Annotated in this window: 25 protein-coding genes; 13 read left to right on the top strand and 12 right to left on the bottom strand. The window is 58.6% G+C overall.

The annotated features are described in order from the left end of the window. Window positions 1-4: 4 nt before the first annotated feature. The 4 genes from CS390_RS14010 (at window position 5) to CS390_RS14025 (ending at window position 4749) form a co-directional block, all read left to right on the top strand. Window positions 5-1306: a glycosyltransferase gene (locus CS390_RS14010; protein WP_099775098.1), complete on the top strand. Its 1302-nt coding sequence runs from the start codon at window positions 5-7 to the stop codon at window positions 1304-1306. A gap of 138 nt (window positions 1307-1444) precedes the next feature. Beyond that, window positions 1445-2449: an SUMF1/EgtB/PvdO family nonheme iron enzyme gene (locus CS390_RS14015; protein WP_256587489.1), complete on the top strand. Its 1005-nt coding sequence runs from the start codon at window positions 1445-1447 to the stop codon at window positions 2447-2449. A 147-nt stretch (window positions 2450-2596) separates the two neighbouring features. Next, on the top strand, window positions 2597-3601 hold the full coding sequence (locus CS390_RS14020) for an SUMF1/EgtB/PvdO family nonheme iron enzyme (RefSeq protein WP_099775099.1): 1005 nt from the start codon (window positions 2597-2599) through the stop codon (window positions 3599-3601). Window positions 3602-3744: 143 nt separating this feature from the next. Next, window positions 3745-4749, top strand: a complete 1005-nt coding sequence (locus tag CS390_RS14025; protein WP_099775100.1) for an SUMF1/EgtB/PvdO family nonheme iron enzyme — start codon at window positions 3745-3747, stop codon at window positions 4747-4749. A 51-nt stretch (window positions 4750-4800) separates the two neighbouring features. On the opposite strand, the gene CS390_RS14030 is transcribed toward CS390_RS14025, so the two are convergent. The 5 genes from CS390_RS14030 to CS390_RS14050 all read right to left on the bottom strand — a co-directional run bounded on the left by CS390_RS14030 (window position 4801) and on the right by CS390_RS14050 (window position 12440). Next, window positions 4801-7302 carry a LysM domain-containing protein gene (locus CS390_RS14030; RefSeq protein ID WP_099775101.1) on the bottom strand — a complete coding sequence of 834 codons (2502 nt, stop codon included), beginning with the start codon at window positions 7300-7302 and terminating at the stop codon, window positions 4801-4803. A gap of 29 nt (window positions 7303-7331) precedes the next feature. After that, window positions 7332-8162, bottom strand: a complete 831-nt coding sequence (locus CS390_RS14035) for a DUF4123 domain-containing protein (protein ID WP_099775102.1) — start codon at window positions 8160-8162, stop codon at window positions 7332-7334. Continuing rightward, window positions 8159-10186, bottom strand: a complete 2028-nt coding sequence (locus CS390_RS14040; protein WP_099775103.1) for a type VI secretion system tip protein VgrG — start codon at window positions 10184-10186, stop codon at window positions 8159-8161. The genes CS390_RS14035 and CS390_RS14040 overlap by 4 nt, the downstream gene beginning before the upstream one ends. 161 nt (window positions 10187-10347) lie before the next feature. Further along, entirely contained in the window at window positions 10348-11088 is a 741-nt protein-coding gene (cobF, locus tag CS390_RS14045) for a precorrin-6A synthase (deacetylating) (RefSeq protein ID WP_099775104.1), read from the bottom strand. A 62-nt stretch (window positions 11089-11150) separates the two neighbouring features. Then, window positions 11151-12440, bottom strand: a complete 1290-nt coding sequence (locus tag CS390_RS14050; protein WP_099775105.1) for an OprD family porin — start codon at window positions 12438-12440, stop codon at window positions 11151-11153. A 353-nt stretch (window positions 12441-12793) separates the two neighbouring features. On the opposite strand from CS390_RS14050, the gene CS390_RS14055 reads away from it, so the two are divergent. Together CS390_RS14055 and gloA are read left to right on the top strand one after the other, a co-directional pair. After that, on the top strand, window positions 12794-13153 hold the full coding sequence (locus tag CS390_RS14055; RefSeq protein WP_099776696.1) for a histone-like nucleoid-structuring protein, MvaT/MvaU family: 360 nt from the start codon (window positions 12794-12796) through the stop codon (window positions 13151-13153). A 226-nt stretch (window positions 13154-13379) separates the two neighbouring features. Continuing rightward, entirely contained in the window at window positions 13380-13901 is a 522-nt protein-coding gene (gene gloA, locus CS390_RS14060) for a lactoylglutathione lyase (protein ID WP_099775106.1), read from the top strand. Window positions 13902-13999: 98 nt separating this feature from the next. Here the strand turns inward: gloA and ahpF are convergent, their stop codons facing one another. From ahpF to CS390_RS14095, 7 genes are all read right to left on the bottom strand, one after another. Continuing rightward, window positions 14000-15562, bottom strand: coding sequence for an alkyl hydroperoxide reductase subunit F (gene ahpF, locus CS390_RS14065; RefSeq protein WP_099775107.1), 1563 nt, complete (start codon window positions 15560-15562; stop codon window positions 14000-14002). A gap of 117 nt (window positions 15563-15679) precedes the next feature. After that, window positions 15680-16243, bottom strand: coding sequence for an alkyl hydroperoxide reductase subunit C (ahpC, locus tag CS390_RS14070; protein ID WP_099775108.1), 564 nt, complete (start codon window positions 16241-16243; stop codon window positions 15680-15682). Between the two features lie 300 nt (window positions 16244-16543). Further along, window positions 16544-17899, bottom strand: coding sequence for a glutathione-disulfide reductase (gene gorA / locus CS390_RS14075; RefSeq protein ID WP_099775109.1), 1356 nt, complete (start codon window positions 17897-17899; stop codon window positions 16544-16546). A 103-nt stretch (window positions 17900-18002) separates the two neighbouring features. Continuing rightward, complete coding sequence (gene galU, locus CS390_RS14080; RefSeq protein WP_065761837.1) at window positions 18003-18842, bottom strand: UTP--glucose-1-phosphate uridylyltransferase GalU; 840 nt, start codon at window positions 18840-18842, stop codon at window positions 18003-18005. 189 nt (window positions 18843-19031) lie between these two features. Beyond that, window positions 19032-19943: a c-type cytochrome gene (locus tag CS390_RS14085; RefSeq protein WP_099775110.1), complete on the bottom strand. Its 912-nt coding sequence runs from the start codon at window positions 19941-19943 to the stop codon at window positions 19032-19034. Further along, window positions 19940-20590 (bottom strand): cytochrome c, encoded by a 651-nt coding sequence (locus CS390_RS14090; RefSeq protein WP_065761839.1) that lies wholly within the window; start codon window positions 20588-20590, stop codon window positions 19940-19942. Before CS390_RS14090 ends, CS390_RS14085 begins: the two co-directional genes overlap by 4 nt. A 160-nt stretch (window positions 20591-20750) precedes the next feature. After that, window positions 20751-21101, bottom strand: coding sequence for a hypothetical protein (locus CS390_RS14095; RefSeq protein WP_065761840.1), 351 nt, complete (start codon window positions 21099-21101; stop codon window positions 20751-20753). Between the two features lie 154 nt (window positions 21102-21255). Between CS390_RS14095 and CS390_RS14100 the strand changes: the two genes are divergently transcribed. The 7 genes from CS390_RS14100 to csrA all read left to right on the top strand — a co-directional run bounded on the left by CS390_RS14100 (window position 21256) and on the right by csrA (window position 25963). After that, window positions 21256-21561, top strand: a complete 306-nt coding sequence (locus tag CS390_RS14100) for a DUF1883 domain-containing protein (protein WP_065761796.1) — start codon at window positions 21256-21258, stop codon at window positions 21559-21561. 2 nt (window positions 21562-21563) lie between these two features. Beyond that, complete coding sequence (locus CS390_RS25080) at window positions 21564-21734, top strand: hypothetical protein (protein WP_099775111.1); 171 nt, start codon at window positions 21564-21566, stop codon at window positions 21732-21734. 39 nt (window positions 21735-21773) lie between these two features. Continuing rightward, window positions 21774-22847: a nitronate monooxygenase family protein gene (locus tag CS390_RS14110; protein ID WP_099775112.1), complete on the top strand. Its 1074-nt coding sequence runs from the start codon at window positions 21774-21776 to the stop codon at window positions 22845-22847. Between the two features lie 81 nt (window positions 22848-22928). Further along, on the top strand, window positions 22929-23684 hold the full coding sequence (modA, locus tag CS390_RS14115) for a molybdate ABC transporter substrate-binding protein (RefSeq protein WP_099775113.1): 756 nt from the start codon (window positions 22929-22931) through the stop codon (window positions 23682-23684). Next, window positions 23684-24364 carry a molybdate ABC transporter permease subunit gene (gene modB, locus CS390_RS14120; protein ID WP_099775114.1) on the top strand — a complete coding sequence of 227 codons (681 nt, stop codon included), beginning with the start codon at window positions 23684-23686 and terminating at the stop codon, window positions 24362-24364. The genes modA and modB overlap by 1 nt, the downstream gene beginning before the upstream one ends. Window positions 24365-24366: 2 nt before the next feature. Further along, window positions 24367-25455 (top strand): molybdenum ABC transporter ATP-binding protein, encoded by a 1089-nt coding sequence (gene modC / locus CS390_RS14125; RefSeq protein ID WP_099775115.1) that lies wholly within the window; start codon window positions 24367-24369, stop codon window positions 25453-25455. Between the two features lie 310 nt (window positions 25456-25765). Then, window positions 25766-25963 (top strand): carbon storage regulator CsrA, encoded by a 198-nt coding sequence (csrA, locus tag CS390_RS14130; protein WP_065761791.1) that lies wholly within the window; start codon window positions 25766-25768, stop codon window positions 25961-25963. Window positions 25964-26017: the final 54 nt, after the last annotated feature.

Here is a 26017-nt window from a genome sequence, read left to right on the forward strand (position 1 = left end):
GCTCATGCCCGCATCACCGCTCAAGGTTCTCGTTATTGGTTATGTCTGGCCGGAACCGCGCTCGTCAGCCGCTGGCGGGCACATGATGCAGATCCTCGAGAGTTTTCTTGAACGCGGCTGGCAAATCACCTTCAGCAGCCCGGCCACCGTTGGCGAGCACAAGGCAGACCTCGCGGCACTGGGCATTGCCGAACAGGCCATCGTGCTCAATTGCAGCAGTTTCGATCATTTTGTCGCGGAACTGGCGCCCGATGTCGTGCTGTTCGACCGCTTCATGATGGAGGAGCAGTTTGGCTGGCGTGTCGAGAAACACTGCCCTGCGGCGCTGCGCGTGCTGGAAACCTCTGACCTGCAAAGCCTGCGCGATGCCCGTCAACAGCTGTTGCGCCGCCGCTTGATCGAGGGCCTGGACAGCAACGACTTCAGCGCGCTGTTTGCCACCCCGAGCGCGACCCTTTACCGCCACATGGCCAACGCCGACCTGACCCAACGTGAAGTGGCCGCGATCTACCGTAGCGACCTGAGCCTGATGATCTCGGATGCAGAAATCGACCTGTTGACCGCGCATTTCGGTGTTCCACCCGCGCTGCTGCACTGGTGCCCGCTGATGCTCGATCAACCGGCAACCCCTGCACGAGGTTTTGCCGAACGCGCGCACTTTCTCAGCATCGGCAACTTCCGCCACGCCCCGAACTGGGACGCCGTGCTCTGGATGAAGCACAGCCTGTGGCCGATGATCCGTCGACAACTGCCGCAGGCCCAACTGCATGTCTACGGCGCCTACACCCCGCCCAAAGCCACCGCATTGCACAACCCGGCGCAAGGCTTTCATGTACTGAACTGGGCCGAAGATGCCCTGGAGGTCATGAGCGCCGCACGCCTGTGCCTGGCGCCTCTGCGCTTCGGCGCCGGGATCAAGGGCAAACTGACCGATGCCATGCTCTGCGGCACCCCCAGCGTCACCACCCCGATAGGGGCCGAAGCCATGCACGGTGCCCTGCCCTGGCCTGGCGCTGTTGAAGTCACCGCCGAAGCGCTGGCCGAAGCGGCCGTGCAGCTGTACCAGGACGAAGCCCGCTGGAACGCGGCACAACAGGCATGCACGCCGCTCATCGCGACGCGCTTCAACCGGCGCATTCACGCGACCGCGCTGGTCGAACGGATCGAACAAACCCTGGCCGACCTGCCACAACAACGCCTGAACAACTTCACCGGCGCCATGCTTCGTCATCACCAGCACAAAAGCACCCAGTACATGGCCCAGTGGATCGAAGCGAAAAACCGCTTCCCGACACAGGCCTCATAACCGTCGCGCAGCGACAGGCCCCGAGGCGATCACTGCGCCCTCACAGTGATCGCCTTTTCGGAAAGGTCCTACAACAAGTCGTCGGTCCAATCTGCTAGCGTCCAAACCTCTGGCCTTGAGGCCCTTGAGGATGCTTCAGTGTTCTGCCTGCCAACGACTCAATTACTGTTTCCAGTTGCAGTCCTGCTGTTACTGACCGGCTGTCAGGCCCAATCCCTGCCGTTGCCCAAAAGCGAAAAACTCTCCGCGGAAAAAGTCGCGCAGATCGCGACGAACATCGACCAGACCTACCCGAAGCTTTCTACCGACATACGCACCCAACTGCTCAACACCGTGGTGCAGTCACTGGACAATATGGTGTTTGTCGAAGGCGGCGAGTTTCAGATGGGGGACTTTGGGTGGAAGTGTGACTATGACCCCAGCAATATGTGTGAATGGCCGTGTGGGGTTGAGCCAGAGCGGTTGTGCAACATCAGCATGGATGGGGATGATGATTTTGTTCATCCGGTAAAGCTGAGCAGCTACTACCTTTCAAAATTTCAGACCACGATAAAAGACTTCGATCTGTTTTTTATTGCTCAAGGCAAACCGCTGTATGACGCAGAAGATCGTAAGCGTGAGGACATACAGTTCCTGTACACACCCAATAATCCTGCACCGCCCAAAAGCTGGGATGAAGCCAAGGATTACTGCAATTGGCTGGGCAAGCTGAGTGGTTACCCAGTCGATTTACCCAGCGAAGCACAGTGGGAATATGCTGCTCGCAACCGTGGTCAGTATGTTTTTTTTGCTACCGATAACGGTGGTTTGGACTATGGGCGAAATTTTCCTCACCCCAATGAAACGCGCACCTTTGCTGTAGACCGTTTTGTACCCAACCCCCTGGGAATTCATAACCTTTCTGGTAACGCCGTTGACTGGGTTAATGACTGGTATGGTGCGGATTACTACCATCACTCCCCCGTAGAAAACCCAACCGGCCCAGAAACGGGAACACTGCGTGTACACAGAGGCTCAACCTATGCCGAAGGGCCGCTACTTTCTGCAAGTACGGTTCGGCGCTGGGCTGATGAGCCAGTCAAAAGTGGATATTTTCCAGGGTTCGGCTTCCGCTGTTCCATACAGTCCGATCAGCCACTCTAAAACTCTGCACCAAAGCAGCCCTACAGCGCCTACCTCATGTATGCGCATTCGCTGGTCATTGAGTTTGGGAAAGGTCCTACATCCAACCAGTAGCCGGATCTGCTAGCGTCCACGCTTTTCTGACGCTTGGCCCACAGGGATGCTGCCATGTTCTACCTGCCCGCTGTTCGCGTACTTCTGCCTGCATGCGCACTGCTGCTACTGACCGGCTGTCAGGCCCAATCCCTGCCATTGCCCAAGAGCGAAAAACTCTCCGCGGAAAAAGTCGCGCAGATCGCGACGACCATCGACCAGACCTACCCGAAGCTGTCCACCGACATACGCACCCAACTGCTCAATACCGTGGTGCAGTCGCTGGACAATATGGTGTTTGTCGAAGGCGGCGAGTTTCAGATGGGGGATTTTGGCTGGAAGCGTGACTATGACCAGAGCAATATGTGCGAATGGCCGTGTGGGGTTGAGCCCGAGCGGTTGTGCAATATCAGCATGGATGGGGATGATGATTTTGTTCATCTGGTAAAGCTAAGCAGCTACTACCTTTCAAAATTTCAGACCACGATACGCGATTTCGATCTGTTTTTTATTGCCCAAGGCAAGCCGCTGTATGACGCAGAAAATCGCAAGCGTGAGGATATACAGTTCCTGTACAAACCCGACTTGCCTGCACCCACTCAACGCTGGCAGGAGGCCAAAGACTATTGTGGTTGGCTCGCAAAGCTCAGTGGATATCCGGTAGATTTACCCACCGAAGCGCAATGGGAATACGCAGCACGCAGTCGCGGTCAGTACGTGTTTTTTCCTACTGACAATGGCGGCTTGGACTATGGGCGTAACTTCCCAGAACCACGCGAGCGCCATACGTTTGCCGTGGACAGTTATGTACCCAACCCGCTCGGGCTCTATAACATGTCAGGAAACGCTACTGACTGGGTCAATGACTGGTTCGATGAGGACTATTACCGAAACTCGCCCCTGGAAGATCCCAAAGGACCTGATGTTGGAATCCAAAAAATTCGTAGAGGCAGCGATGTAGGCGAAAGCCCATTGCTGACCGCCAGCACTGTACGACGCTTCCCTTATGATCCTGTCAGAAGAGGCTACTTTCCAGGAACTGGTTTTCGCTGCTCCGTACAGTCCCATCAGCCTCTCTAAAACCATGCGCCTATAGTTACCTTCGCTATCCATGCATGCACATTCGCTGGCAAAAGGAGTTTGGGAAAGGTCCTACATCCAACCAGTAGCCGGATCTGCTAGCGTCCAAGCTTTTCTGACGCTTGGCCCACAGGGATGCTGCCATGTTCTACCTGCCCGCTGTTCGCGTACTTCTGCCCGCCTGCGCACTGCTGCTACTGACCGGTTGCCAAGCCCAATCCCTGCCATTGCCCAAGAGCGAAAAGCTCTCCGCGGAAAAAGTCGCGCAGATCGCGACGACCATCAACCAGACCTACCCGAAGCTGCCCACCGACATACGCACCCAACTGCTCAATACCGTGGTGCAGTCGCTGGACAATATGGTGTTTGTCGAAGGCGGCGAGTTTCAGATGGGGGACTTTGGCTGGAAGTGTGACTATGACCCCAGCAATATGTGCGAGTGGCCGTGTGGGGTTGAGCCAGAGCGGTTGTGCCCGATCAGCTTTCGCAACAATGATGATTTTGTTCATCCGGTAAAGTTGAGCGGCTACTATTTTTCAAAATTCCAGACCACGATACGCGATTTCGATCTGTTTTTTATTGCCCAAGGCAAGCCGCTGTATGACGCTGAAGATCGTAAGCGTGAGGACATACAGTTCCTGTACACACCCAATAATCCTGCTCCCCCCAAAAGCTGGGATGAAGCCAAAGATTACTGCAATTGGCTGGGCAAGCTGAGTGGTTACCCAGTCGATTTACCCAGCGAAGCACAGTGGGAATATGCTGCTCGCAACCGTGGTCAGTATGTTTTTTTTGCTACCGATAACGGTGGTTTGGACTATGGGCGAAATTTTCCTCACCCCGACGAATCGCTCACCTTTGCTGTTGACCGTTTTGTACCCAACCCCCTGGGAATTTACAACCTTTCTGGTAACGCCGTTGATTGGGTTAATGATTGGTATAGTGAGGATTATTACCGTAACTCTCCACTGGAGAACCCAACCGGCCCAGAGACTGGCACGTTACGCATCCATAGAGGTTCGTACTATGGTGAAGGCCCGTTAATATCTGCGAGCACTGTTCGGCGCTGGGGTGATGATCCGGTCAAAAATGGATACTTGCCAGGATTCGGCTTCCGCTGTTCCGTGCAATCCGATCAACCACTCTGAATCTAAGTAGCATACAAGGGCGCAATTATCCGCCCTTGTCAATCTCAGCGTTTACGCCAACCCTGTAAACCTACCGCTGCGTTGTGCGGCCAATAGAACGTCCTGTTTCGCGCTAAGAGAACTCGGCGTCCAAGCCATACGTTTTTCGCCACGCTCAGCTTTCGGGCTGACGGCTAACGCGTCAATAAAACGGTTGAAGAGGCGTTGCTCGCGGGCATCGAGTAACGAGTTGATTCGTGCCAGACTCTCCATGGCATTTACTTTTTTGGCTTTTGGATCGCAGTGCTCCAATACCTCGATAAACTGTCGCCAAGTGCGCACAGCTGAAAGCAACATAATCAATGCACGCTCCCTATGTTCGTTAAAGCTCCAAACAAGGCTCTCGGACAACAAGTGGACCATGGGCCCCATTGTTTCGGGTGGTAGCAGGTCCAAGGGAATACGCTGTCTGTTTATCATTACAGCATGATGTTCAAGTAGGTGGTCTGTGAGACTGTCGGCTTCAAGCTTGCTAGCGTTTCTCTTCCCCCACCAAATAGTCATATCCATGAAGCTGGTTTCAAAGGCAGCTTGGACGGCTTCTTTCGGCCCGCTCGCCACTTTAAACAACCCTGATACCAAGTAACTAAACGCATCTCCGGTTACCCCCAGCAAATACCGGTAATCCACCTCAGCCAACGCCTTGCAAAACAGTAGGACCAGTTTTCCGACCAGCTCCACGTCGACTACGGTAGTGAAGCCGCCTCCAGCACCAGGCCCCAGTACCAGCGCACCACTGCAGCGGATGGCCACACGCCTTTCGGCAATCTCGATCCCAAACTCACCGCTGGCGCCAATGCCTGCAGCAAAGTTCCCCTCCGCCTTGATCTGCGCCAGATTCACCCAGTTGCTGCTGGCATTCGCCTGCCCGGGTTCGATGTTGCCGATGCCTTGCAGGTCGGGTTCGATCCATTGAAAGTTGCCGGTCAGGGCGCCTCCCGTTTGGGCGCCGGCAAACGCAGTGCCTTTGACCCCGATGTAGCCGCTTTTGCCGACGTCCAGGGTTGGCGTGCCGAGCAAGGCCGTTGCGCCCGCGGGCTGTTCGCGGGGTTTGTACTGTGTCTTTGTTGCCGCTTCCCCCTGTAATTGGCTGCCCACAAAGCAACTCAGCTCCAGCCGGCCGCTCAGGCGGAACACGCCCAAGGGGTGGCGCACGGTCTTACCCTCGCCGTTGCGGTAGGTGATGCTGGCCAGGTAGCCGCCCTGGCTGGGGAAGTAGCTGTTGAAGGACACCGAGGCGTCAGCCAGGGAAAATTCGGCCGTGCCCTTGACCCCGACGTCGATCAGCCCCTGCGCCGGGTTCCAGCTGTTGATGCCGGCACTGGCGCTGGCGGCGAAGCGCAGGGCCTGGGCGTCGGCCGAGACGGCGTAGCGGGCCGCATCGTTGGCGTTGGACGTCCAGGACACTTCCTGGTGCAGGGTGTTGAGCAGGTTGTCCTTGTCACTGCTCCACGAGGCCAGCTTGGCCTCCAGGCTACCCAGTGGCCCTGATTTACGGCTGGTGCTGATCGCCGACTGAATGTCCTTGATCAGTTCACCGGCCAACTGCTTGTTGAAGGGTTTACCAGCCAGAATCCGTGTACTGACATGCCCTTTCCAGTCGACGCGCTGATGGAACGACGTGCGGATGTAGTGGCGACGGCTAGGGTCGCTGAACAGGATCACTTCCACCACATGAATACCGGTGCGCTGCTGATGCCCTTGTTCTGCTCTGCGCTCACGGCCCAGGCCGTGCTTGAGGTCGGGCATGGCCGCCGTGGAGCGGGTGCTGCTGGCTTCGGCTTCGCCCTTGCGCTGGGCAGCCAACTGCGTGCGCAGTTCGGTGATTTGCGCGTCGATATCCTGCACTTTCCGTTGCTGCAGTTGTTCCCAGTTGCTTTCGCTGCGGCTGCCCGAGAACAGGCTGGGCTCATAGCGTTGGTACCAGTCGCGGGCTTCCTGCAGGGTATGGAGTTGCCCGGACAGATCTTCCTCGGTCGTCGGCGTTGGTGTGCTCGGCTCAGCAGGTTCGACCGGCGCCTCACGGGTGAGCACGCCTGCGGCTTCGGCCTTGAGCGTCCAGTCCTCTTTGACGCAACGGGTGCAACTGCACGCGGCATAAGGCACTTCGATGCGGGCGCAGTGGCTGACGGGCTGGGCGGCTGCCAGCGTTTCGTGCAGTTCGTCCATCAGTTCGCGAACGAAGGCGACTTCCTGTTTCAGGGCCTTGGCCTGCGGAGCGGTCAACACGCACAGGTGCGGCGAGCCTGTTACATGGACCACATCGACCAGCTCTTCCTTGCATTCGATACTACCTTCAATGGAAAGGCAGGTCTGGCTGTCCGCGTGCATGCGCGGGGGCAACCGCGGACGCGAAGGCGTAGCAGGCAGGTTCAGTTGCCAGCCCACCTTGATCACATCGGGATCCTTGATGATCGGGTTGAGCGCCAGTACCTCTGGCACGCTAGACCCATTCTGCTGGGCGATGAGCACCAGCGTGTCGCCGGCTTTGACGGTGTAGGTGTTAACCAGCATCTGTTTGTCGTCCTTGTACGTTATTACAGTTAGAGCCGTTCAAGCGCGTTTAGCTTGTCCACGCTGGCAAGGTCATTACGGGCCAACAGATCGCTGTCTGGGGAGCGATGCCAAAAGCCATCGCCTCGCTGGAGGGCCAGGCACAGCCAGCGCTCAAACTCAGCTACGTGCGCATACCCCGCCTGCCGGGCGCCCAGCAGTTGTCGAAGCACAAACTCGACCGGTTCAGGCATGGGTAACGCCCGCTGATAATCCTGAGCCAGGCGTTGCGCCAGTACCTCAAGTTGTCGCTGTTCCAGACCTGCCTGATGCGCCTGGCTCAGGTACAGCCAACCCGGCGCACGCAGTTCGCCGTCCCACTCGGGGTAAGGGTTGGCGCAGTGACGCCAGCCAAGTTCGTTGCGCCAGGCCAGGTCAGTGCAGGGGCCGATGAAATGCGCCCGCTCACGCTCGTCGAAACTGGTTAGCAACGGTTCGAGCCAGCGTGGATCGAAAAAACGCAGCATCCGCAGGGAGGTGTCGGTGCGCATCGTCAGCAGGCTGCGCCAATGCTCCACGGCCTGCGCAAGGGTGGCGTCGTCCGCCAGGTACGCCACATAACCGGCATCGGCCCGCTCCAGCAGGCCACGGGCGTAGTCGGCGAGTTCGCCATGGGCCGGGCAACGCAGCACATAGGGGCCAGCGGCTTGCAGCCCGGCGTAGGGCGTGCCCTCGAACAATGGCACGCAGCAGGCAGGGGTGTAGCCATAGGCATGCTTGAGGGTGGTCGGCAGGTTCATGTCGAAACAGGCGTCGAGGATGACGCACAGGGTTCCCGACGCAACAGGTGCCTCGAACGGCGAAGTAATGGATGTGATCATGCTGGCTTCCCTGATTGATGAACTGGGCACTCACCCTTGCCGCCGCAACTACAGACTTCGGGTGGTGACAAGGCTCCCAGCACTGCATGCGGTTGGTAAATCGGCAGTCTTACCGGCACCGAGGCTGCAGCCGTGCCGGTCATGGGTGCACCGCCCAGTTGAATTTCCGTACTGCTGAATATCCCTCCGGCGCTGATGACGAGGTGGTGGCCTCCCGCCCTCAAGGTGAGGCTGGCCCCGGCCTCAAGCACTACCTTCAACCCGGAGCTCAGGTGTATCTGTTGCCCCGCCTCCACCACCAGCGTCTGCCCGATCCGGGTGTGGCTGCTGGCCCCCACGTCCAGGTACTCACTGGCCTTGAGCTGAACCTTGCGATCCGCCTTGACCGTGTGGTGCTCCTCCGCCTCCAGTACCGTGATGCTGTTGCCCGCGACCCGGGCCGCGTACTCACCGCCCACCTCCAGCCGGCTGTCACGCTCGACCTTCTGTTCCAGATCTCGCTGGGCGCGCAGGTAGATCAGTTCGTGACCTTTGCGGTCCTCCACATGCAGTTCGTTGTAGCCACCACCACCCGGTGTGCTGCGGCTGCGAAACACGCTGCGGGTCTTGTTCGCCGGCAAGGCATGGGGCACCGGGTTGAGGCTATTGGGTAGGCAACCGCTGACCAGCGGACGGTCCGGGTCGCCCTCCAGAAAGACCACCAATACCTCCATGCCCACCCGAGGAATGCTGACGCTGACATGGCCGTTTCCTGCCCAGCCCGAGGCGACCCGCAGCCAGCAACTGCTCTGGTCGTTGTGCTGGCCCTCGCGGTCCCAGTGGAACTGCACCTTGACCCGGCCATAAGCGTCGCAATAGACCTCTTCGCCTTTCGGGCCGGTAACCCGGGCTGTCTGGCTGCCCAGCACACGGGGCTTGTGGTACGCCTGCTGCGGACGGTAGAACACGTCCCAGGGGGTGGCGCTAAAGTGGTTGCGATAGCCCTGCGAGAAGCCGTCATCCGCCGCCGCGCAGTCGGCAGTCATGCTCTCCTCCAGCACTTGCGGTTGCTTGCCTTCATGCTGAATCTCGGTCAGCAGCCACAGGTCGTTCCAGGCCTGGCACGGGTGCCCGGACAGCTCCAGCAGATGGCCCGTCACCAGGCTCGGCTGGTCGCTTCGGCCCTCCGCTACCCGATGCTCGGCCCGGTGGCGTTCCAGGGCGCGCTGGCTGAGTCGCTTGCCCTCCTCGCCCTGCAGAAAACCACCGGGGTAGGTGTAGTCCTCCAGGTTCGGCTCCGGGTAGGCCGCATCAGCCTGACGCTCGGCCTCGAGCACGAAGCTGGATTTCTCGAAGTCATAGTCGCGCCAGAACGTGCGCCGGGTGCGCGCTTCCACGCGCAGGTTGAAACGGCTGATTACCGGCTCGTCGACCACCAGGCCGCTGTCCTGTTGGTAGGGGGTGGGCTGGCCGAGCTTGGGGAAAAAGGTCTGGTGGTCACTGAACACCACCGTGTGCCCGGTGCGGCTGTGCCGGAAGGTATAACTGACGCCCTCCTCGAAGCACAGACGCTGCAGAAAGTGCAGGTCGGACTCGCCGTACTGCACGCAGTACTCCCGTGGGGTACTGGTCTTTTCCAGGTGCAGTTGGTAGGCATCGCTGAGGATGCCGTGTTCCTCAAGCACCTGGGCGATGATCTGCGCCAGAGTGCGCTGCTGGAAAATCCGGTGGTTGCGGCGCAGCCCGAGGTAGGCCAGTTGCGGCACCAGCCTCAGGTTGTAGCGGGTCAGGCGCTTACCGGCATCGCCCTGCGAAACGCGGTAAACCTGCCCGTGAATGCCGGCGCCCTGCGCGTTGAACGCCAGGAAAGCCTGCTTGTGCAGCAAGGTTTCAAGCTCAAGGTCTGCGCGTTCGCTGACCAAGGCCACGTCAAAGGCAAAGGGTGTGCTGATGGCTTCCGTGCCGGTGAATGACAGCACCTGAAGGTCGTGCTGAAGGTCATCGATCGTCAGGCTGAAGTGCGCGTGATTGGCGGCTGAGAACATCCCTTGTCCCTATCGCGACGGTGATGGGCGAGGCGCTCGTGCAAGCATGAGCACCCCACATACGAAGGGATTTGACGCTAGCAGGGGTGTTTTCAGAAGGATGTAGGATGCGTCTGAACTCTGCGCCAGACGCGTCGCTAAACAGAATTGTGTGGCCTGTTTTAGTACAGCCGTCGCAGCAAATAGGTGTCCATGATCCAGCCTTTGCTGGCCCTGGCCTGCTCGCGCCGGGAAAGGATCTGTGCCTTGACCTCCAGCAACGGCCCCTGGATCAGGATTTCATCATCCGTTCCCAGATAAGCGCCCCAATAGATGTGCAACTGCGGATCGTCCAGCGTGGCAAAGACCGACTGGGCGTCGAGCATCACCACCACGTTTTCAATTGGCGACACATCAGCCAAACGCCGACCGGGCAGTATCTGCAAGGGCTCGCCAATGCGGTTCAAGGGGATGCAATGACGCGCGGCCAGCGCCTGGACACTGCTGATACCGGGAATGACCTCAAGGGAAAAGTGCCGCGCTTCGATCAGATCGAGAATGCGCAATGTACTGTCATACAGCCCAGGGTCGCCCCATAGCAGGAAAGCGCCGCATTCCCCCTGCTGCAGTTCATCTACCAGCAGTCGCGCATACAAACACGCGCGCAGGCGGTGCCAGCACTGTACGGCCTCGACATAATCCGGTGCCCCGGCGTCACGCAGCGGGTCATCAACCACAACCACCCGGTAAGGCCGATGCACATGCTGCTCAAGCAACTCCATGCGAGAACGCAGCAAGTCATCCTTGCCCGCCCCCTTGTCCAGCAGGAAAAAGACGTCGGCGCGGTTCAGTGCATCAATGGCTTCCAGCGTGATCTGTCGGGGATTGCCCGGGCCGATGCCGATCAGCAGCAGGTGTTTCATCACTGTCGCTCCCAGGAATACACGGTCATTGTCGAACGGCCGCGTATTCCTGGCAAAGCCGTTTACAGCAACGAGAAGTTGTAGCTGACAATCACCCGGGTTTCGTCCATGTCGCGGGCAAATTTTTCGTAGTTGCTGCGGTAGGTAGCGTTACGCAGGCGCACACTGACATCCTTGAACGTACCGCTCTGTACCTGGTACTTGAACTCGGTGTCGCGCTCCCATTCCTTGCCTTCGGCCTGGCTACCCGGCACCTTGATACTGTCGCCGTTGATGTAGCGGGTGAAGAAGGTCAGCCCCGGAACACCCAGTGCCTTGAAGTCATAGTCGTAGCGCAGTTGCCAGGAACGCTCCTGTGCGGCGGCAAAGTCGTTGACCTGAGAATAGTTGACCAGGTACGGATTACTGCCATCGAGGTACGGCATGGCGTTTTCGCCATACATGCGCTGCCAGCCAGCACTGAACTTGTGCCCGCCGAGGCCGTAGCCCAGCATGCCGCTGAACGCACGGTGATCGATACTGCCAGCCTTGGCTGCGCCGATGTCGTCACTCTTGATAAGCCGCAGGTCTGCCGACAGGCTGCCCACGCTCAGGGGCTGGCTGGCGAGCACGCCCAGGAAGTGCTGACGGTAGATGTCGTCCAGGGTCGCAACCTGGTACTGACCCGTGAGCCGCTCATTGAAACGGTAGTCGACCCCAGCCATGTCAAAGTGATCGGCCTTGGTATCGCAGGCGTAGCGCTTGTTCTTGCAATGTACGCGAATCTCTTGTGCATCGGTCGAATCCCGCGCGGTGTAGCGATCCAGGCGCGCCGCCATGAACTTGAGGTCCTTGACCTCTTCAGAGGTCAACTGGGTGCCGTGGAACATGGTTGGCAACAAACGGCCATCGTTGTACTTGAGCAACGGCACATCGGGCATCATCGCACCGTACTTGAGCACGGTGTTCGAGTAGCGCACTTTCCCCGCTACGCCCAACTTTGCATACTGGTCCGCAGAATGCCGGGGGTTGTGGCCACTGGAAGGCAACAGTCCACTGTTACTGTCGCCGGGGCTGGAGTCGAGCTTGAAACCGAACATGCCCAGTGCATCAACGCCAAACCCGACAGGCCCTTCGGTATAACCGGATTGCACATTCAGGATAAAGCCCTGAGCCCACTCTTCACGTTTTGAGCCCCCCTGTTGCGAGCTGGTGTGACCATCGCGAAAGTCGCGATTGAAATAGACATTACGTGCCTCGACTTTGGCACTGGTGTCGTCAAGAAAACCGGCGGCCTGGGCCGAAAAACCGGCAAACAGGGCCACTAGGCCCGCCAGATGGCGCCCTTGGACAAATGGAGAGGGGGGGAACATGAGTTACGACAATCCGAATAAAGGCAAAGAACCAACCGGCGCCCTTCCTGGCACCGGCCACATGCACCGACATACCACCTGCGGCGACCTTAAATTATCGCCAGACCGCTCTAGAACGGGCCATTGGACCTTGGTCTAGACACCTCGGCCGCTCGACTAATCCTCAAATAGCGGAAAGCGCTGTAGTTCAATAGTTCTGCACACCGTCATTATAAAAGCCTAACCGCGGCGCGTTATTTATTGACTACACTGATTATTACTATGACGCCATGCCCCTGCGACCGCTGTGCTTTTCAATACGCTAATGATGGCCGTGCATACAACGCCATTGCAGATAAAGAGGAGTAATGATTGTGTCCCGACTTGCTGAGTTTCGTGCTGCCGAAAGAGCGCTCCAGGAACAGCTTGCTCAACTGGAGGCCTTGAAAAAGGATGCCGGCCTAAAACGTGAAATAGAGTTCGAGCAGAAACTTGTCGGCCTGATGAACAGCTATGGCAAGAGCCTGCGCGATGTGATCGAAATACTCGATCCCAAAGCAGCCGAAAAGACATCGCCCGCCACTGTCCGGCAACGTCGTCCACGCGTGGTAAAAGTCTACGAAAACCCCCACACCGGCGAGTTGATCGAAACCAAAGGGGGCAATCACCGTGGCCTGAAAGCCTGGAAACAACAGTACGGTGCGCAGACGGTCGAGAGCTGGGTACGCCACTGAAAAACGCCCTTTTACTTCACATATTTTTCACATCATCTCTTCCAGGATGAAAGCTGCTAAAGGACTAGCGCCCCATTTGCCCGCTCCGGCGGGCTACTTATTTGATTGCGCCCTGCCGACCCCGTCTGCAGGGCGCAAACCGTTTGCGCAATCGCTTCACTTCCGTATCATGGCCGTCTGACCGTTTCGCTGGCACCACCGTGCCAGCCTTTTCTGCGGAGAGCCCATGAGCTTGCAACATCTCGACACATTTCCTGGCGTCACTGCACAACCGGACGCTGCGACCCAAAACTTCGTGTTCAACCACACCATGTTGCGGGTCAAGGATGTCGCCAAATCCCTGGACTTCTACACCCGTGTACTGGGCTTCAGCCTGGTGGAAAAGCGCGATTTCCCGGAAGCTGAATTCAGCCTGTACTTCCTCGCCCTGGTCGACAAGGCGCAGATCCCCAGCGATCCAGCAGCACGTAACACGTGGATGAAGTCGATTCCTGGCATCCTTGAATTGACGCACAACCACGGCACCGAGAATGATCCTGCGTTCGCCTATCACAATGGCAACACCGATCCGCGCGGCTTTGGCCATATCTGCATTTCGGTACCGGACATCCGCGCGGCCTGCGAACGCTTTGAAGCACTGGGTGTCACCTTCCAGAAGCGCCTGAGCGATGGCCGTATGAAGCATCTGGCCTTCATCAAGGACCCGGACGATTACTGGGTCGAGATCATTCAGCCTACTGAATTCTAAGCGATGCCCCGGGCGCTTGCGTCACAGGGGCACAGACAGCCGAAAGCGCTTCCACCCTCCTGGGGTAGAAGCGCTTTCGGTAATGGTCAGGCTAGGCCTCAGGCTGGCGCCGAGGTACGAATCAGGTGATCAAAGGCTGCCAGTGATGCTTTGGCGCCCTCACCGACCGCAATGACAATCTGCTTGTACGGCACAGTGGTCACGTCACCGGCGGCAAAAACACCTGGCAGGCTGGTCTGACCGCGGGCATCGACCACAATCTCGCCACGCGCGGACAGTTCAACGGTGCCCTTGAGCCAATCGGTATTGGGCAGCAAGCCGATCTGTACAAAGATCCCTTCCAGCGCCAGATCATGCACCACTTCAGTCGTGCGGTCCTTATAGCGCAAGCCGCTGACCTTCTGCCCATCGCCCAGGACTTCAGTCGTCAAGGCGCTGGTGATGACCTTGACGTTGGGCAAGCTGTGCAGCTTGCGTTGCAGTACCGCATCGGCACGCAGTTGGCTGTCAAACTCGATCAGGGTGACCTGAGCAACGATACCCGCCAGGTCGATAGCCGCTTCCACACCGGAGTTGCCACCACCGATCACCGCCACGCGCTTGCCTTTGAACAGCGGGCCATCGCAGTGCGGGCAATAGGCGACACCGCGGCTGCGGTACTCCTTCTCCCCCGGGACGTTCATTTCACGCCAGCGCGCACCGGTAGCAAGAATGACGGTCTTGGCCTTGAGCGACGCACCACTGGCCAGGCGCACCTCGTGCAGGCCACCCTCGGTACCTGGAATCAGCGCGTCGGCACGCTGCAGGTTCATGATGTCGACGTCGTACTGCTTGACGTGCTCCTCCAGCGCCGTAGCCAGCTTCGGCCCTTCGGTTTCCTGCACCGAGATAAAGTTCTCGATTGCCATGGTATCCAGTACCTGACCGCCAAAACGCTCAGCAGCAACACCGGTACGAATACCCTTGCGCGCTGCGTAAATGGCCGCTGCAGCACCGGCCGGGCCACCACCGACCACCAGCACATCGAACGCATCCTTGGCATTGATCTTCTCGGCCTGACGCTCACCGGCGCTGGTGTCGAGTTTGCCGAGGATCTCCTCCAGCCCCATGCGGCCCTGACCGAAGACCTCACCATTGAGGTACACACTTGGCACGGCCATGACCTTGCGTGACTCGACTTCATCCTGGAACAGCGCGCCGTCGATCGCGACGTGGCGCACGCTCGGATTGAGTACCGCCATCAGGTTAAGCGCCTGGACCACATCCGGGCAGTTCTGGCAGGACAACGAGAAGTAGGTTTCAAAGTTGAACTCACCCTTGAGCGCACCAATCTGCTCGATCACTTCGGCGCCGGCCTTGGACGGATGACCGCCGACCTGCAGCAACGCCAGCACCAACGAGGTGAATTCGTGCCCCAAGGGGATACCCGCGAAACGCAGGCTGATATCGGCGCCAGGGCGATTGAGCGAGAACGACGGGCGACGGGCGTCACTGCCATCCTCACGCAGGGTAATCAGGTTCGACAGGCTGGCGATTTCGCGCAGCAGGTCGTGCAATTCACGGGACTTCGCGCCGTCGTCGAGGGAAGCAACGATCTCGATCGGCTGAGTGACCCGCTCCAGGTAGGACTTCAACTGAGTTTTAAGCGTGGCGTCCAACATACGGGCGATTCCTTTTTAAACAGTAGAAAAAACAACGCCCGGGCGAAAGCGCCCGGGCGTTTTGCGGGGCGGTGACAACGTCAGGTGCGGTAGACCGCCCTCGGCTGGTTCACGGTCTTAGATCTTGCCGACCAGGTCCAGCGATGGCGCCAGGGTGGCTTCGCCTTCTTTCCACTTGGCCGGGCAGACTTCGCCTGGGTGGGCGGCAACGTACTGGGCGGCCTTGACCTTGCGCAGCAGCTCACTGGCATCACGACCGACACCGCCGTCATTCAGCTCGACGATTTTGATCTGGCCTTGCGGGTTGATCACGAAAGTACCGCGGTCAGCCAGACCGGCTTCTTCGATCAGCACGTCGAAGTTGCGGGAGATGACGTGGGTTGGGTCACCGATCAGCGGGTACTGGATCTTGCCGATGGTGTCCGAGGTGTCGTGCCACGCTTTGTGGGTGAAGTGGGTGTCGGTGGACACGCCATAGATCTCTACGCCCAGCTTCTGGAATTCGGCGTAGTTGTCGGCCAGGTCGCCCAGCTCGGTTGGGCAGACGAAGGTGAAGTCGGCCGGGTAGAAAAATACCACAGACCATTTGCCCTTCAGGTCAGCTTCCGACACCTCGACGAACTTGCCGTTGTGGTAAGCGGTAGCGTTGAACGGTTTGACCTGGCTATTGATGATAGGCATGAGTGACGCTCCTTCAGGGGTTGAGAAATCTGATGGAGAGAATCCTAGTCACTTATCGAAAAAATCGCTCATTGGCAAAGCTGATGCCGCCGATTGGTTTTGGCTATAAGCCGAAGTGATTAATAGAAGATTTCTGTTTGTATCGCAGGCAAGCCAGCTCCAACAAAAGCTAAACAGCCTGTAGGAGCCGGGCTTGCCCGCGATGCAGACGCCGCGCACTTACTGCCACCCCGCCGACGCCCTCGCAGGCAAGCCTGCTACAAAGGCCGTTCCAACACAGGTGCCTGCAATGGGCGACTGTTAGCGAACAGGCGTGCGCATGGTCACAAACTCTTCGGCAGCCGTTGGATGCACACCGATGGTTTCGTCGAATTGCTGTTTTGTCGCCCCCGCCTTCAGCGCAATACCCAACCCCTGGATGATCTCGCCAGCATCCGGGCCAACCATATGGCAGCCAAGGACGCGGTCCGTCTTGGCATCGACTACCAGCTTCATCAAGGTGCGTTCCTGGCACTCGGTGAGGGTCAGTTTCATTGGCCGGAAACGGCTTTCAAAAATACTCACCTCATAGCCCTGCGCGACCGCCTGCTCTTCGCTCAGGCCAACAGTGCCAATCGGCGGCTGACTGAACACCGCTGTCGGTATGTTCTGGTAGTCAACCTTACGGTACTGCTCAGGCTTGAACAGGCGCCGCACCACGGCCATACCCTCGGCCAGCGCCACCGGGGTCAATTGCACACGCCCGATCACATCACCAATCGCCAGAATCGATGGATCAGTGGTCTGAAACAGTTCGTCGACGCGGATGAAGCCGCGCGAATCAAGTTCGACACCGGTGTTTTCCAGGCCCAGGTTATCCAGCATCGGACGACGCCCAGTGGCGTAAAACACGCAATCGGCGATCAGTTCACGGCCATCGTTGAGGGTGGCCTTGAGGCTTCCGTCCGCCTGTTTCTCGATACTGCGAATTTCAGTATTGAACTGCAGGTCCATGCCGCGCTTTTCCAGTTCCTCCTTCAGGTGCTCACGCACGGCACCGTCGAAGCCGCGCAGGAACAGGTCCCCTCGGTAGAGCAGCGAAGTTTTGGCACCGAGCCCTTGGAAAATACCGGCAAACTCTACCGCGATGTAACCGCCACCCACCACCAGCACGCGCTTGGGCAGGTCCTTCAGGTAGAAAGCTTCGTTGGAACTGATGGCCAACTCTTTACCCGGGATGTCCGGAATTTGCGGCCAGCCACCAGTAGCGATCAGAATGTGCTCGGCGCTGTAACGCTGCCCGTCGACCTCCACTTCATGGGCCCCGGTCAGCCGCGCATGCCCCTCAAGCAAAGTCACGCCGCTGTTCAGCAGCAGGTTGCGATAGATACCATTGAGCCGCTCGATTTCACGGTTCTTGTTGGCGATCAATTGCCCCCAATCGAACTGTGCATCTTCCAGTGACCAGCCAAAACCACTGGCTTGCTCAAAGTCATCGGCGAAATGAGCGCCGTAGACCAGCAGCTTTTTCGGCACGCAGCCGACGTTTACGCAGGTCCCCCCCAGGTAACGGCTTTCAGCAACCGCCACCTTTGCACCGAAACCCGCGGCAAAGCGTGCCGCACGCACACCGCCGGAACCGGCACCAATCACGAACAGATCAAAATCGTAGGCCATCTCAGGTCTCCTTGGCAGGCCATCAGCATAACCCCGGCGACAGCCAGGAACAAAAAAGCCACCCGAAGGTGGCTTTTTCGACTTCAACGGTTACGCCAACAAATCAGTAGGCCTTGCCGGTCTTGTAGAAGTTTTCGAAGCAGAAGTTGGTGGCGTCGATGTAGCCTTCGGCACCACCGCAGTCAAAACGCTTGCCCTTGAATTTGTAGGCCATTACGCAGCCGTTCTGCGCCTGCTTCATCAGGGCGTCGGTGATCTGGATCTCGCCACCCTTGCCTGGCTCGGTCTGCTCGATCAGGTCGAAGATGTCCGGCGTCAGGATGTAGCGACCAATGATGGCCAGGTTCGACGGCGCATCTTCAGGCTTTGGCTTCTCGACCATGCTGTGGACGCGGTAAATGTCGTCACGGATCATCTCGCCGGCAATCACGCCGTACTTGTTGGTTTCCGAAGGATCGACTTCCTGGATGGCCACGATCGAGCAGCGGAACTGCTTGTACAGCTTGACCATCTGGGTCAGCACGCCATCGCCTTCCAGGTTGACGCACAGGTCGTCGGCCAGTACTACGGCAAACGGCTCGTCGCCGATCAGCGGACGACCGGTCAGGATCGCGTGGCCCAGGCCTTTCATTTCGGTCTGACGGGTGTAGGAGAACGAACACTCGTCGAGCAGGCGGCGAATACCGACCAGGTACTTTTCCTTGTCGGTGCCCTTGATCTGGTTTTCCAGCTCGTAGCTGATGTCGAAATGGTCTTCCAGAGCACGCTTGCCACGACCGGTAACGATGGAGATCTCGTTCAGACCTGCCTCCAGCGCCTCTTCAACGCCGTACTGGATCAGTGGCTTGTTCACCACCGGCAGCATTTCCTTGGGCATGGCTTTGGTTGCTGGCAGGAAGCGAGTGCCGTAACCGGCTGCCGGGAACAAGCATTTTTTGATCATAAAAGTCCTTAACAAGGGCTGTGCGTACGAAATTCGGCGCAGTCTAATCAGGCGGCGGTCACCTTACAATGCCCCGCCCACGGTTAGCCGATGCCAAATAGAGAAATACCAGTGTAGATAGTTCCCTGGCCAGGTAAATATTGCACCTGCCGATCACCCTCGACAGGCACAAAATGGCAGGGGCTGAGCTTACTCAGTGCCTTGACCAATCAAGACACCCTCGACCTTTTGCCCATACAGGTTCACGCCATCATTCGCGTGGAACTTCAGACGGGTCTTCTCGATGGAGCCTTCGATCAACCGTGGATCCTGAGGGCGCTCGTGTTTGTTGATGTAAGCCGCCACGTCCCAGGCTTGCTGGTCCGAGAGGCTGCCGGGCTTGCCCAAGGGCATATTGTGCTTGATGAACGAGGTGGCCGTATTGATCCGGTGCATGCCCGCGCCCCAGTTATAGGAGTCCTTGCCCCAAAGTGGCGGCATCACATAGTCGCTGGCAACCTTCTGGCCTTCACCGTTGTTGCCATGACACACCGCGCACTGATCCTTGTACACCTGCTCGCCCCGGCTGAAATCGTAACCCTGAGCAGGTTCCGGTACGTCCGGGTAACCACGCCCGGGTGTCTCGACGCCAATCGGCGCCTTGCTGGCCAACCAGTAGGCGTAGACCGACAAGGCGGTCATTTCCGGGCTATCCGCTGCAGGCGGCTTGCCATTCATGCTGAACTGAAAACACCCTTGGATACGCTCGGCGAAGGTGTTGACCTTGTCGTTTTTCTTGCGATAGGCCGGGTACATGGGGTACGCCCCCCACAGCGGGGCCGAGTTGGCCAGGCGCCCCTGATCAAGGTGGCAGTTACTGCAATTGAGACCATTGCCGACGTAGTTCGGCATCAGCCGCCGAGTATCGACGAACAGGGCGTAGCCATCACGGACCATCTTGCCGAACGCGTTGTCCGGCAGTTCACGTTCGGCAGGAGGAACGAAGCCACTTGCCGTGCTGGCAGGTGGCACGTTCAACTGGGACTGGTCCTCCATGACAACCTGTGCAGCGTGAACACTGCCCATGGACAATGCCAGCGAAGCCAAGATAAAGCGCGTCATTGTTTGCCCTCCTGGCTGCCAAGGTTGGCAAAGTACTCCGCTACCGCCTTGACCTCGTCGTCACTCAATGCCTTGGCTACGCCAACCATGAGCTGGTTGGAATCGTTGCTGCGAGTGCCGTCTCGCCACGCGTTGAGCTGTGCCGCCAGATAGGTGGCCGGCTGATGCACCAGTGGCGGGAAATGCTCGCCGACGCCCACGCCGCCAGGGCCATGGCATTGAACACAGCCAGGAATGCTGCGTGCCCAATCGCCGTACAGCGCCAGCTTCTCATCTGGGCTGCTCGCCATCTGCTGACGGCGGACAAGCGGGGTTTTCGGGGTGGGCATGGCTGCCAGGGCAGCGCTGACTGCCTGGATTTCCGAGGCGCTCAGGGCCTTGGCCAACGGCTCCATGATCGGGTTCTTGCGGCTGCCACTACGAAAGTCGGCCAGTTGCTTGCTCAGGTAGCCGGCAGGCAAGCCTGCCAACCGTGGGAACCCGGCCGCTGCCATGCCCATGCCATCAGCGCCGTGACAGCCCATGCATGCCATGGCGGCGGGGTTCTGGCCGCCTTGAGTGAAAACGTTTTGACCTTCCGTAGCCTGCGCGACCTGAAGCGAGAGCAGCAATGCGCCGCTCGCCAGGATTCGATCCAGTGGGATCATCACGAACTCCATTTTCTAGTTATTAGCTTAGGCACATAAAATATAAGCCTATGAATAGTAGGCCTATATACCGCCCGCTACAAACATTGCGCCAACACTGGAAAAGGAGGGATACCGCACTGAATCGTTCTATCTGGAGACCATCATCGAAACACCGGCCTCAGCCCGAGATACAGTGCGTGGCTGCGGTTTTCACATCCCCCAAACGCATTGGGAAGTTGTTCAGGCGTTCATACAACTTGATGCTGCTGCCACTGCCACGTTTTTCAATATCGAATACCGCTGCAGGCCCAGCGGAAAGTTTTTGCGGCACGATCAAGCGAACCCCATCATGGCGCTCTTCCAGTTGCAAAGGTGCGCGACTGTCGGCCAGCGCTTGCTGGACACAATGGGCATACGCCTGTGGCGACTTGCCTGAAATAACATCCAGGGTCTCGGGGGTTTGCTCAAGCTCTGCCACACTCGCACAACCAGTCAGCGTTACTGCCAACGCTGGGACAAGCCATCTCATCGATACCACTCCATCGAAAAAAGTTCTGACCACGCGCCGACAGATTTGCTCCCTTGATTGGCAGATTTCTCCTAGGTCTGGCGCGAAGGCCGACAGTGTAACCGACATCGTGGTATCGTTTTGATTTGCGAAAAGTTCCGTTGCGGAGAGTCACATGAAATTTGTACATCGGCGCGAACATCTCAATGAGGACGACATTGTCGTTATCGAGTGTTCCCAGCGCTGCAATATTCGCCTGATGAGCGATGCCAACTTCCGCAGCTTCAAGAATGGTGGTCGCCATACCTACCACGGTGGCGCTTTCGACCGGTTCCCGGCAAAAATCACGGTACCCAGTTCCGGCTTCTGGAACATCACCATCGATACCGCCGGCCCGCGCCTGAACAATGCCGCCTCACGCAAGACGACGTTCACCCATTCCATCAAGATCATCCGTCGATCTTCTTCAAAGCTGAGCTGAACATGAGCGACACACGCAAGTACGTCATCCATTACAAACTCGACGATCAACGCCGCTGGGACTTTGCCCAGTTGACTGATGATTCGCTCGAACAAGCTCGAGCCGCACTCAAGACGATGCACGGCGAAGACGCCGAACGCATCACTGAAATTCGCGTCACCCGAGCGCTTTAACCACAGGACTGCACATTACGCCACAAGGAGCACCGGGCAATGAGCCGCTGGCCAGACAGCCGTATCCTCGATTTGCTGGGCATCGAACTGCCCATTATCCAGGCACCGATGGCCGGCGCTACGGGCTCCGCCATGGCCATTGCCGTCAGTAACGCTGGCGGCCTGGGCTCCCTGCCCTGCGCAACCCTGAGCATCGAGCAGATGCGCCAGGAGCTGCAGGCGTTTTCCCAGGCCAGCCAACGCCCGCTTAACGTCAATTTTTTCTGCCACCGTTCGCCAACCCCCGACAGTGAACGCGATGCGCGCTGGAAACAGGCATTAAAACCGTATTACGACGCCTTGGGCGCCGATTTCGAGGCGCCTACACCGGTTTCAAACCGCGCCCCTTTTGATGCCGCAGCCTGCGAACTGGTAGAAGCCTTCCGCCCGGCGGTTGTCAGCTTCCACTTTGGCCTGCCAGACGCCGAGCTGGTAAGACGGGTCAAGGCAACGGGGGCCAAGGTGTTGTCGAGCGCAACGACCGTCGCTGAAGCCGTGTGGCTGGAGCAACAGGGTTGCGATGCGATCATTGCCATGGGCTACGAAGCCGGCGGGCACCGCGGCATGTTTCTCAGCAGCGACCTGAATACCCAGGTCGGCACCCTGGCGCTGGTCCCCCAGGTTGTTGATGCCGTGCAGGTCCCGGTCATTGCCGCTGGCGGTATTGGCGACGCACGCGGCATCGTTGCAGCGTTTGCACTGGGTGCTTCAGCCGTACAGATGGGAACCGCCTACTTGTTCTGCCCGGAAGCCAAGATCTCGGCTGCCCATCGCCAGGCCCTGCACACCCATGCGGAGAGCGATACGGCACTGACCAACCTGTTCACCGGGCGCCCGGCCCGCGGGATTACTACCCGCATCATGCGTGAACTTGGCCCGATGAACCCCGCCGCACCCGCCTTTCCTCTGGCAGGTGGTGCCTTGATGCCACTGCGGGCGATCAGCGAGCCCCAGGGCAATACCGATTTCAGCAACCTGTGGTCCGGCCAGGCGCTGAGGCTGGGCGTTGAACTGCCGGCTGCACAACTCACCCAACAGTTGGCGAACAAGGCCCTGGCACTCCTCACACGCTGAAACAATCCTTCCGGTGTACCTGCGTATCGCTATATATTTACGTACATAGCGATACCCCTTCAGCACACGGAGCCGTGTTTCATGCGTATGAAAGCCCCCCGTTTCGCCCTGGCCCTCCTGGGCGCCGTCGTGACCAGCAGCGCTTGGGCCGATGACGTGCAGGTTGCCGTGGCAGCCAACTTCACTGCGCCCATTCAGGCAATCGCCAAAGAGTTCGAGAAAGACACTGGCCATAGGCTGGTCACGGCCTTCGGTGCCACCGGGCAGTTCTATGCACAAATCAAGAACGGCGCACCCTTCGAGGTGTTCCTGGCCGCAGACGACACCACACCAGCCAAACTCGAAGCCGAGGGCGATACCGTCAAGGGCTCGCGCTTTACCTATGCAATCGGCACGCTCGCGCTGTGGTCAGCCAAAGACGGCTATGTCGATGCCGAAGGCAACGTGCTGAAACAGAACCAGTTCCAGCACTTGGCCATCGCCAACCCCAAGGCCGCACCTTATGGCCTTGCCGCCACTCAAGTACTGCAGAAACTGAACCTGACCGAGGCAACCCGGGCCAAGCTCGTGGAGGGCCAGAACATCACCCAGGCCTATCAGTTCGTCGCCACCGGCAATGCGGAACTGGGCTTTGTGGCGCTGTCGCAGATTTATCAGGAGGGCAAGATCACCCGCGGCTCAGCCTGGGTAGTGCCCGCAGCACTGCATGAGCCGATCCGTCAGGACGCTGTGATTCTGGCCAAAGGCAAAGACAACCCAGCCGCTCAGGCCCTGGTTGACTACCTCAAGGGGCCAAAGGCCGCTGCCGTCATTGCCGCCTACGGTTACTCACGCTAATGCCACTGGACGCCAACGACCTTGCCGCGATCTGGCTGACCTTCAAACTGGCCAGCCTGACCACGCTGATTCTGCTGATCGTTGGCACCCCCATCGCCTGGTGGCTGGCACGCACCCGTTCGTGGCTGCGCGGCCCGATTGGGGCTATCGTCGCCCTGCCCTTGGTCCTTCCGCCCACCGTCATCGGTTTCTACCTGCTGCTGGCGATGGGCCCCAATGGTTTGATCGGCCAGGCCACCCAGGCACTGGGCCTGGGCACTGTGGTGTTCAGCTTCAGCGGCCTGGTAATCGGCTCCGTGATCTATTCCATGCCCTTTGTCGTACAACCCTTGCAGAACGCCTTCAGCGCCATCGGCGAGCGTCCACTGGAGGCTGCAGCAACATTGCGCGCCGGGCCTTGGGACACCTTTTTCAGCGTAGTACTGCCGCTGGCCAAACCCGGCTTCATCACCGCCAGCATTCTTGGATTCGCCCACACCGTTGGCGAGTTCGGCGTAGTGTTGATGATTGGCGGCAATATTCCCGACAAAACACGCGTGGTTTCGGTACAGATCTACGACCATGTGGAAGCCATGGAGTACCTGCAAGCACACTGGCTGGCGGGCGCCATGCTGGTGTTCTCATTTGTGGTGTTGTTGGCCCTGTATGCCAGCCGCCGTGAAAAACCGGGCTGGAGCTAAACATGCACCCCATGATTCATGCCCGCTTGAAAGTGGCCTGGAAGGCGTTTGAACTGAACGTCGACCTGCAGTTGCCCGGCCGCGGGATCAGCGCCCTGTTCGGTCACTCCGGCTCTGGCAAGACAACCTGCCTGCGTTGCCTGGCAGGCCTTGAGCGAGCGAAAGAAGCGTATATCGAGGTCAATGGCGTGGTCTGGCAAGACTCACGCAGGCAGTACTTCCTGCCCGCGCACAAGCGTTCCATTGGCTACGTGTTCCAGGAAGCCAGCCTGTTCAGCCATCTGTCGGTGCGTGGCAATCTGGAGTTCGGACAGCGCCGCACCCCGCCCCGTGAGCGCAAAGTGGCGTTTGAGCAGGCCTGCGAACTGCTTGGCATCGGCCACCTGCTTGAGCGTCAGCCTGATACGCTCTCTGGCGGCGAACGGCAACGCGTAGGCATCGCTCGCGCCTTGTTGACCAGCCCGCAGCTGCTGCTGATGGATGAGCCACTCGCGGCACTCGATGCACCGCGCAAGCGCGAGATCCTGCCGTACCTTGAGCGCCTGCACGACGAACTGGAGATTCCCCTGGTATACGTCAGCCATGCGCTGGACGAAGTGACACAACTGGCTGATCACCTGGTGATCATCGAACAGGGCAACGTACTGGCCAGCGGTGCCATAGCGCCAACCCTGGCGCGCATCGACCTGCCGCTGGCGCAGGACGAAGATGCCGGGGTCATCATCGAAGGCAGCGTCGCACATTATGACCCGGCCTATCGATTGCTGGGGCTGCATCTGCCCGGCACAGCCTTGCAACTGCGCGTCACTCATACGCCGCTGGCGCTTGGAACGTACCTGCGGCTCAAGGTCCGCGCGCGCGATGTGAGCCTCAGCCTGGTCGAAAACGACCATTCCAGCATCCTCAATCGCCTGCCCGTGCGTGTTGGTCAACACCGCATTGCCGACAATGACGCCCACGTGCTGCTCAGCCTTGATGCCAGTGGCACACCATTGCTGGCGCGCATCACCCGCTTCTCATACGACCAATTGGGTATCCATGAAGGGCAGCAGCTTTGGGCGCAAATTAAATCGGTGGCTTTGCTTGGCTGATCACACGTGCCACGCGTTAAAATTCTAGGCTGTTGGGATACGGCATATTAAGATTTTGCTCATGCCTAGCAGAGAAATTTCCCATATTCGTCGCCCCCCCCCTATGCTTGCGTCTGCGGGCAAAGGTGCGTTCCTACGTTTGCATCCGCCCAGTCGCCTCCTGCGACTAAAGACACGCAGCAGAATCTTTGCTCGGAGAATTTATTTTCAACGAATGCGTCTTTAATAAAGGAAAGAGGAAGCGCATATAGTGCGCGACCGGCCTGGGCAACAACGTTGCCAGGCAATTCAAGCTACCAAGGAGAAATACATGCTGATACTCACCCGAAAGGTCGGCGAAAGCATCGTTATCGATGATGACATCAAGGTCACCATTCTCGGCGTCAAGGGGATGCAAGTGAGGATCGGCATTGATGCACCCAAAGATGTACAAGTGCATCGAGAAGAGATTTTCAAGCGCATCCAGGCTGGCAACCCAGCACCAGAGAAAGGAGACGATCAGCACTAACAGCCCATGACTCGAGTCGCACGGATGCGCTTGGTCGCTGAAGACCGGCCATGA

The organism is Pseudomonas sp. HLS-6 (assembly GCF_002753995.1).
Lineage (GTDB): Bacteria > Pseudomonadota > Gammaproteobacteria > Pseudomonadales > Pseudomonadaceae > Aquipseudomonas > Aquipseudomonas defluvii.

What these genes read in the sequence shown, in the direction of transcription:
- CS390_RS14090 (WP_065761839.1), bottom strand. Translation starts at nt 20,590, where the DNA reads ATGATCCCACTGGATCGAATCCTGGCGAGCGGCGCATTGCTGCTCTCG.
- CS390_RS14040 (WP_099775103.1), bottom strand. Translation starts at nt 10,186, where the DNA reads ATGTTCTCAGCCGCCAATCACGCGCACTTCAGCCTGACGATCGATGAC.
- modA (WP_099775113.1), top strand. Translation starts at nt 22,929, where the DNA reads ATGCGTATGAAAGCCCCCCGTTTCGCCCTGGCCCTCCTGGGCGCCGTC.
- gloA (WP_099775106.1), top strand. Translation starts at nt 13,380, where the DNA reads ATGAGCTTGCAACATCTCGACACATTTCCTGGCGTCACTGCACAACCG.
- gorA (WP_099775109.1), bottom strand. Translation starts at nt 17,899, where the DNA reads ATGGCCTACGATTTTGATCTGTTCGTGATTGGTGCCGGTTCCGGCGGT.
- CS390_RS14035 (WP_099775102.1), bottom strand. Translation starts at nt 8,162, where the DNA reads ATGATCACATCCATTACTTCGCCGTTCGAGGCACCTGTTGCGTCGGGA.
- cobF (WP_099775104.1), bottom strand. Translation starts at nt 11,088, where the DNA reads ATGAAACACCTGCTGCTGATCGGCATCGGCCCGGGCAATCCCCGACAG.
- CS390_RS14085 (WP_099775110.1), bottom strand. Translation starts at nt 19,943, where the DNA reads ATGACGCGCTTTATCTTGGCTTCGCTGGCATTGTCCATGGGCAGTGTT.
- CS390_RS14020 (WP_099775099.1), top strand. Translation starts at nt 2,597, where the DNA reads ATGTTCTACCTGCCCGCTGTTCGCGTACTTCTGCCTGCATGCGCACTG.
- CS390_RS14030 (WP_099775101.1), bottom strand. Translation starts at nt 7,302, where the DNA reads ATGCTGGTTAACACCTACACCGTCAAAGCCGGCGACACGCTGGTGCTC.
- CS390_RS25080 (WP_099775111.1), top strand. Translation starts at nt 21,564, where the DNA reads ATGAGCGACACACGCAAGTACGTCATCCATTACAAACTCGACGATCAA.
- CS390_RS14050 (WP_099775105.1), bottom strand. Translation starts at nt 12,440, where the DNA reads ATGTTCCCCCCCTCTCCATTTGTCCAAGGGCGCCATCTGGCGGGCCTA.
- CS390_RS14025 (WP_099775100.1), top strand. Translation starts at nt 3,745, where the DNA reads ATGTTCTACCTGCCCGCTGTTCGCGTACTTCTGCCCGCCTGCGCACTG.
- ahpF (WP_099775107.1), bottom strand. Translation starts at nt 15,562, where the DNA reads ATGTTGGACGCCACGCTTAAAACTCAGTTGAAGTCCTACCTGGAGCGG.
- modC (WP_099775115.1), top strand. Translation starts at nt 24,367, where the DNA reads ATGCACCCCATGATTCATGCCCGCTTGAAAGTGGCCTGGAAGGCGTTT.
- modB (WP_099775114.1), top strand. Translation starts at nt 23,684, where the DNA reads ATGCCACTGGACGCCAACGACCTTGCCGCGATCTGGCTGACCTTCAAA.
- CS390_RS14010 (WP_099775098.1), top strand. Translation starts at nt 5, where the DNA reads ATGCCCGCATCACCGCTCAAGGTTCTCGTTATTGGTTATGTCTGGCCG.
- galU (WP_065761837.1), bottom strand. Translation starts at nt 18,842, where the DNA reads ATGATCAAAAAATGCTTGTTCCCGGCAGCCGGTTACGGCACTCGCTTC.
- CS390_RS14100 (WP_065761796.1), top strand. Translation starts at nt 21,256, where the DNA reads ATGAAATTTGTACATCGGCGCGAACATCTCAATGAGGACGACATTGTC.
- CS390_RS14110 (WP_099775112.1), top strand. Translation starts at nt 21,774, where the DNA reads ATGAGCCGCTGGCCAGACAGCCGTATCCTCGATTTGCTGGGCATCGAA.
- CS390_RS14095 (WP_065761840.1), bottom strand. Translation starts at nt 21,101, where the DNA reads ATGAGATGGCTTGTCCCAGCGTTGGCAGTAACGCTGACTGGTTGTGCG.
- csrA (WP_065761791.1), top strand. Translation starts at nt 25,766, where the DNA reads ATGCTGATACTCACCCGAAAGGTCGGCGAAAGCATCGTTATCGATGAT.
- ahpC (WP_099775108.1), bottom strand. Translation starts at nt 16,243, where the DNA reads ATGCCTATCATCAATAGCCAGGTCAAACCGTTCAACGCTACCGCTTAC.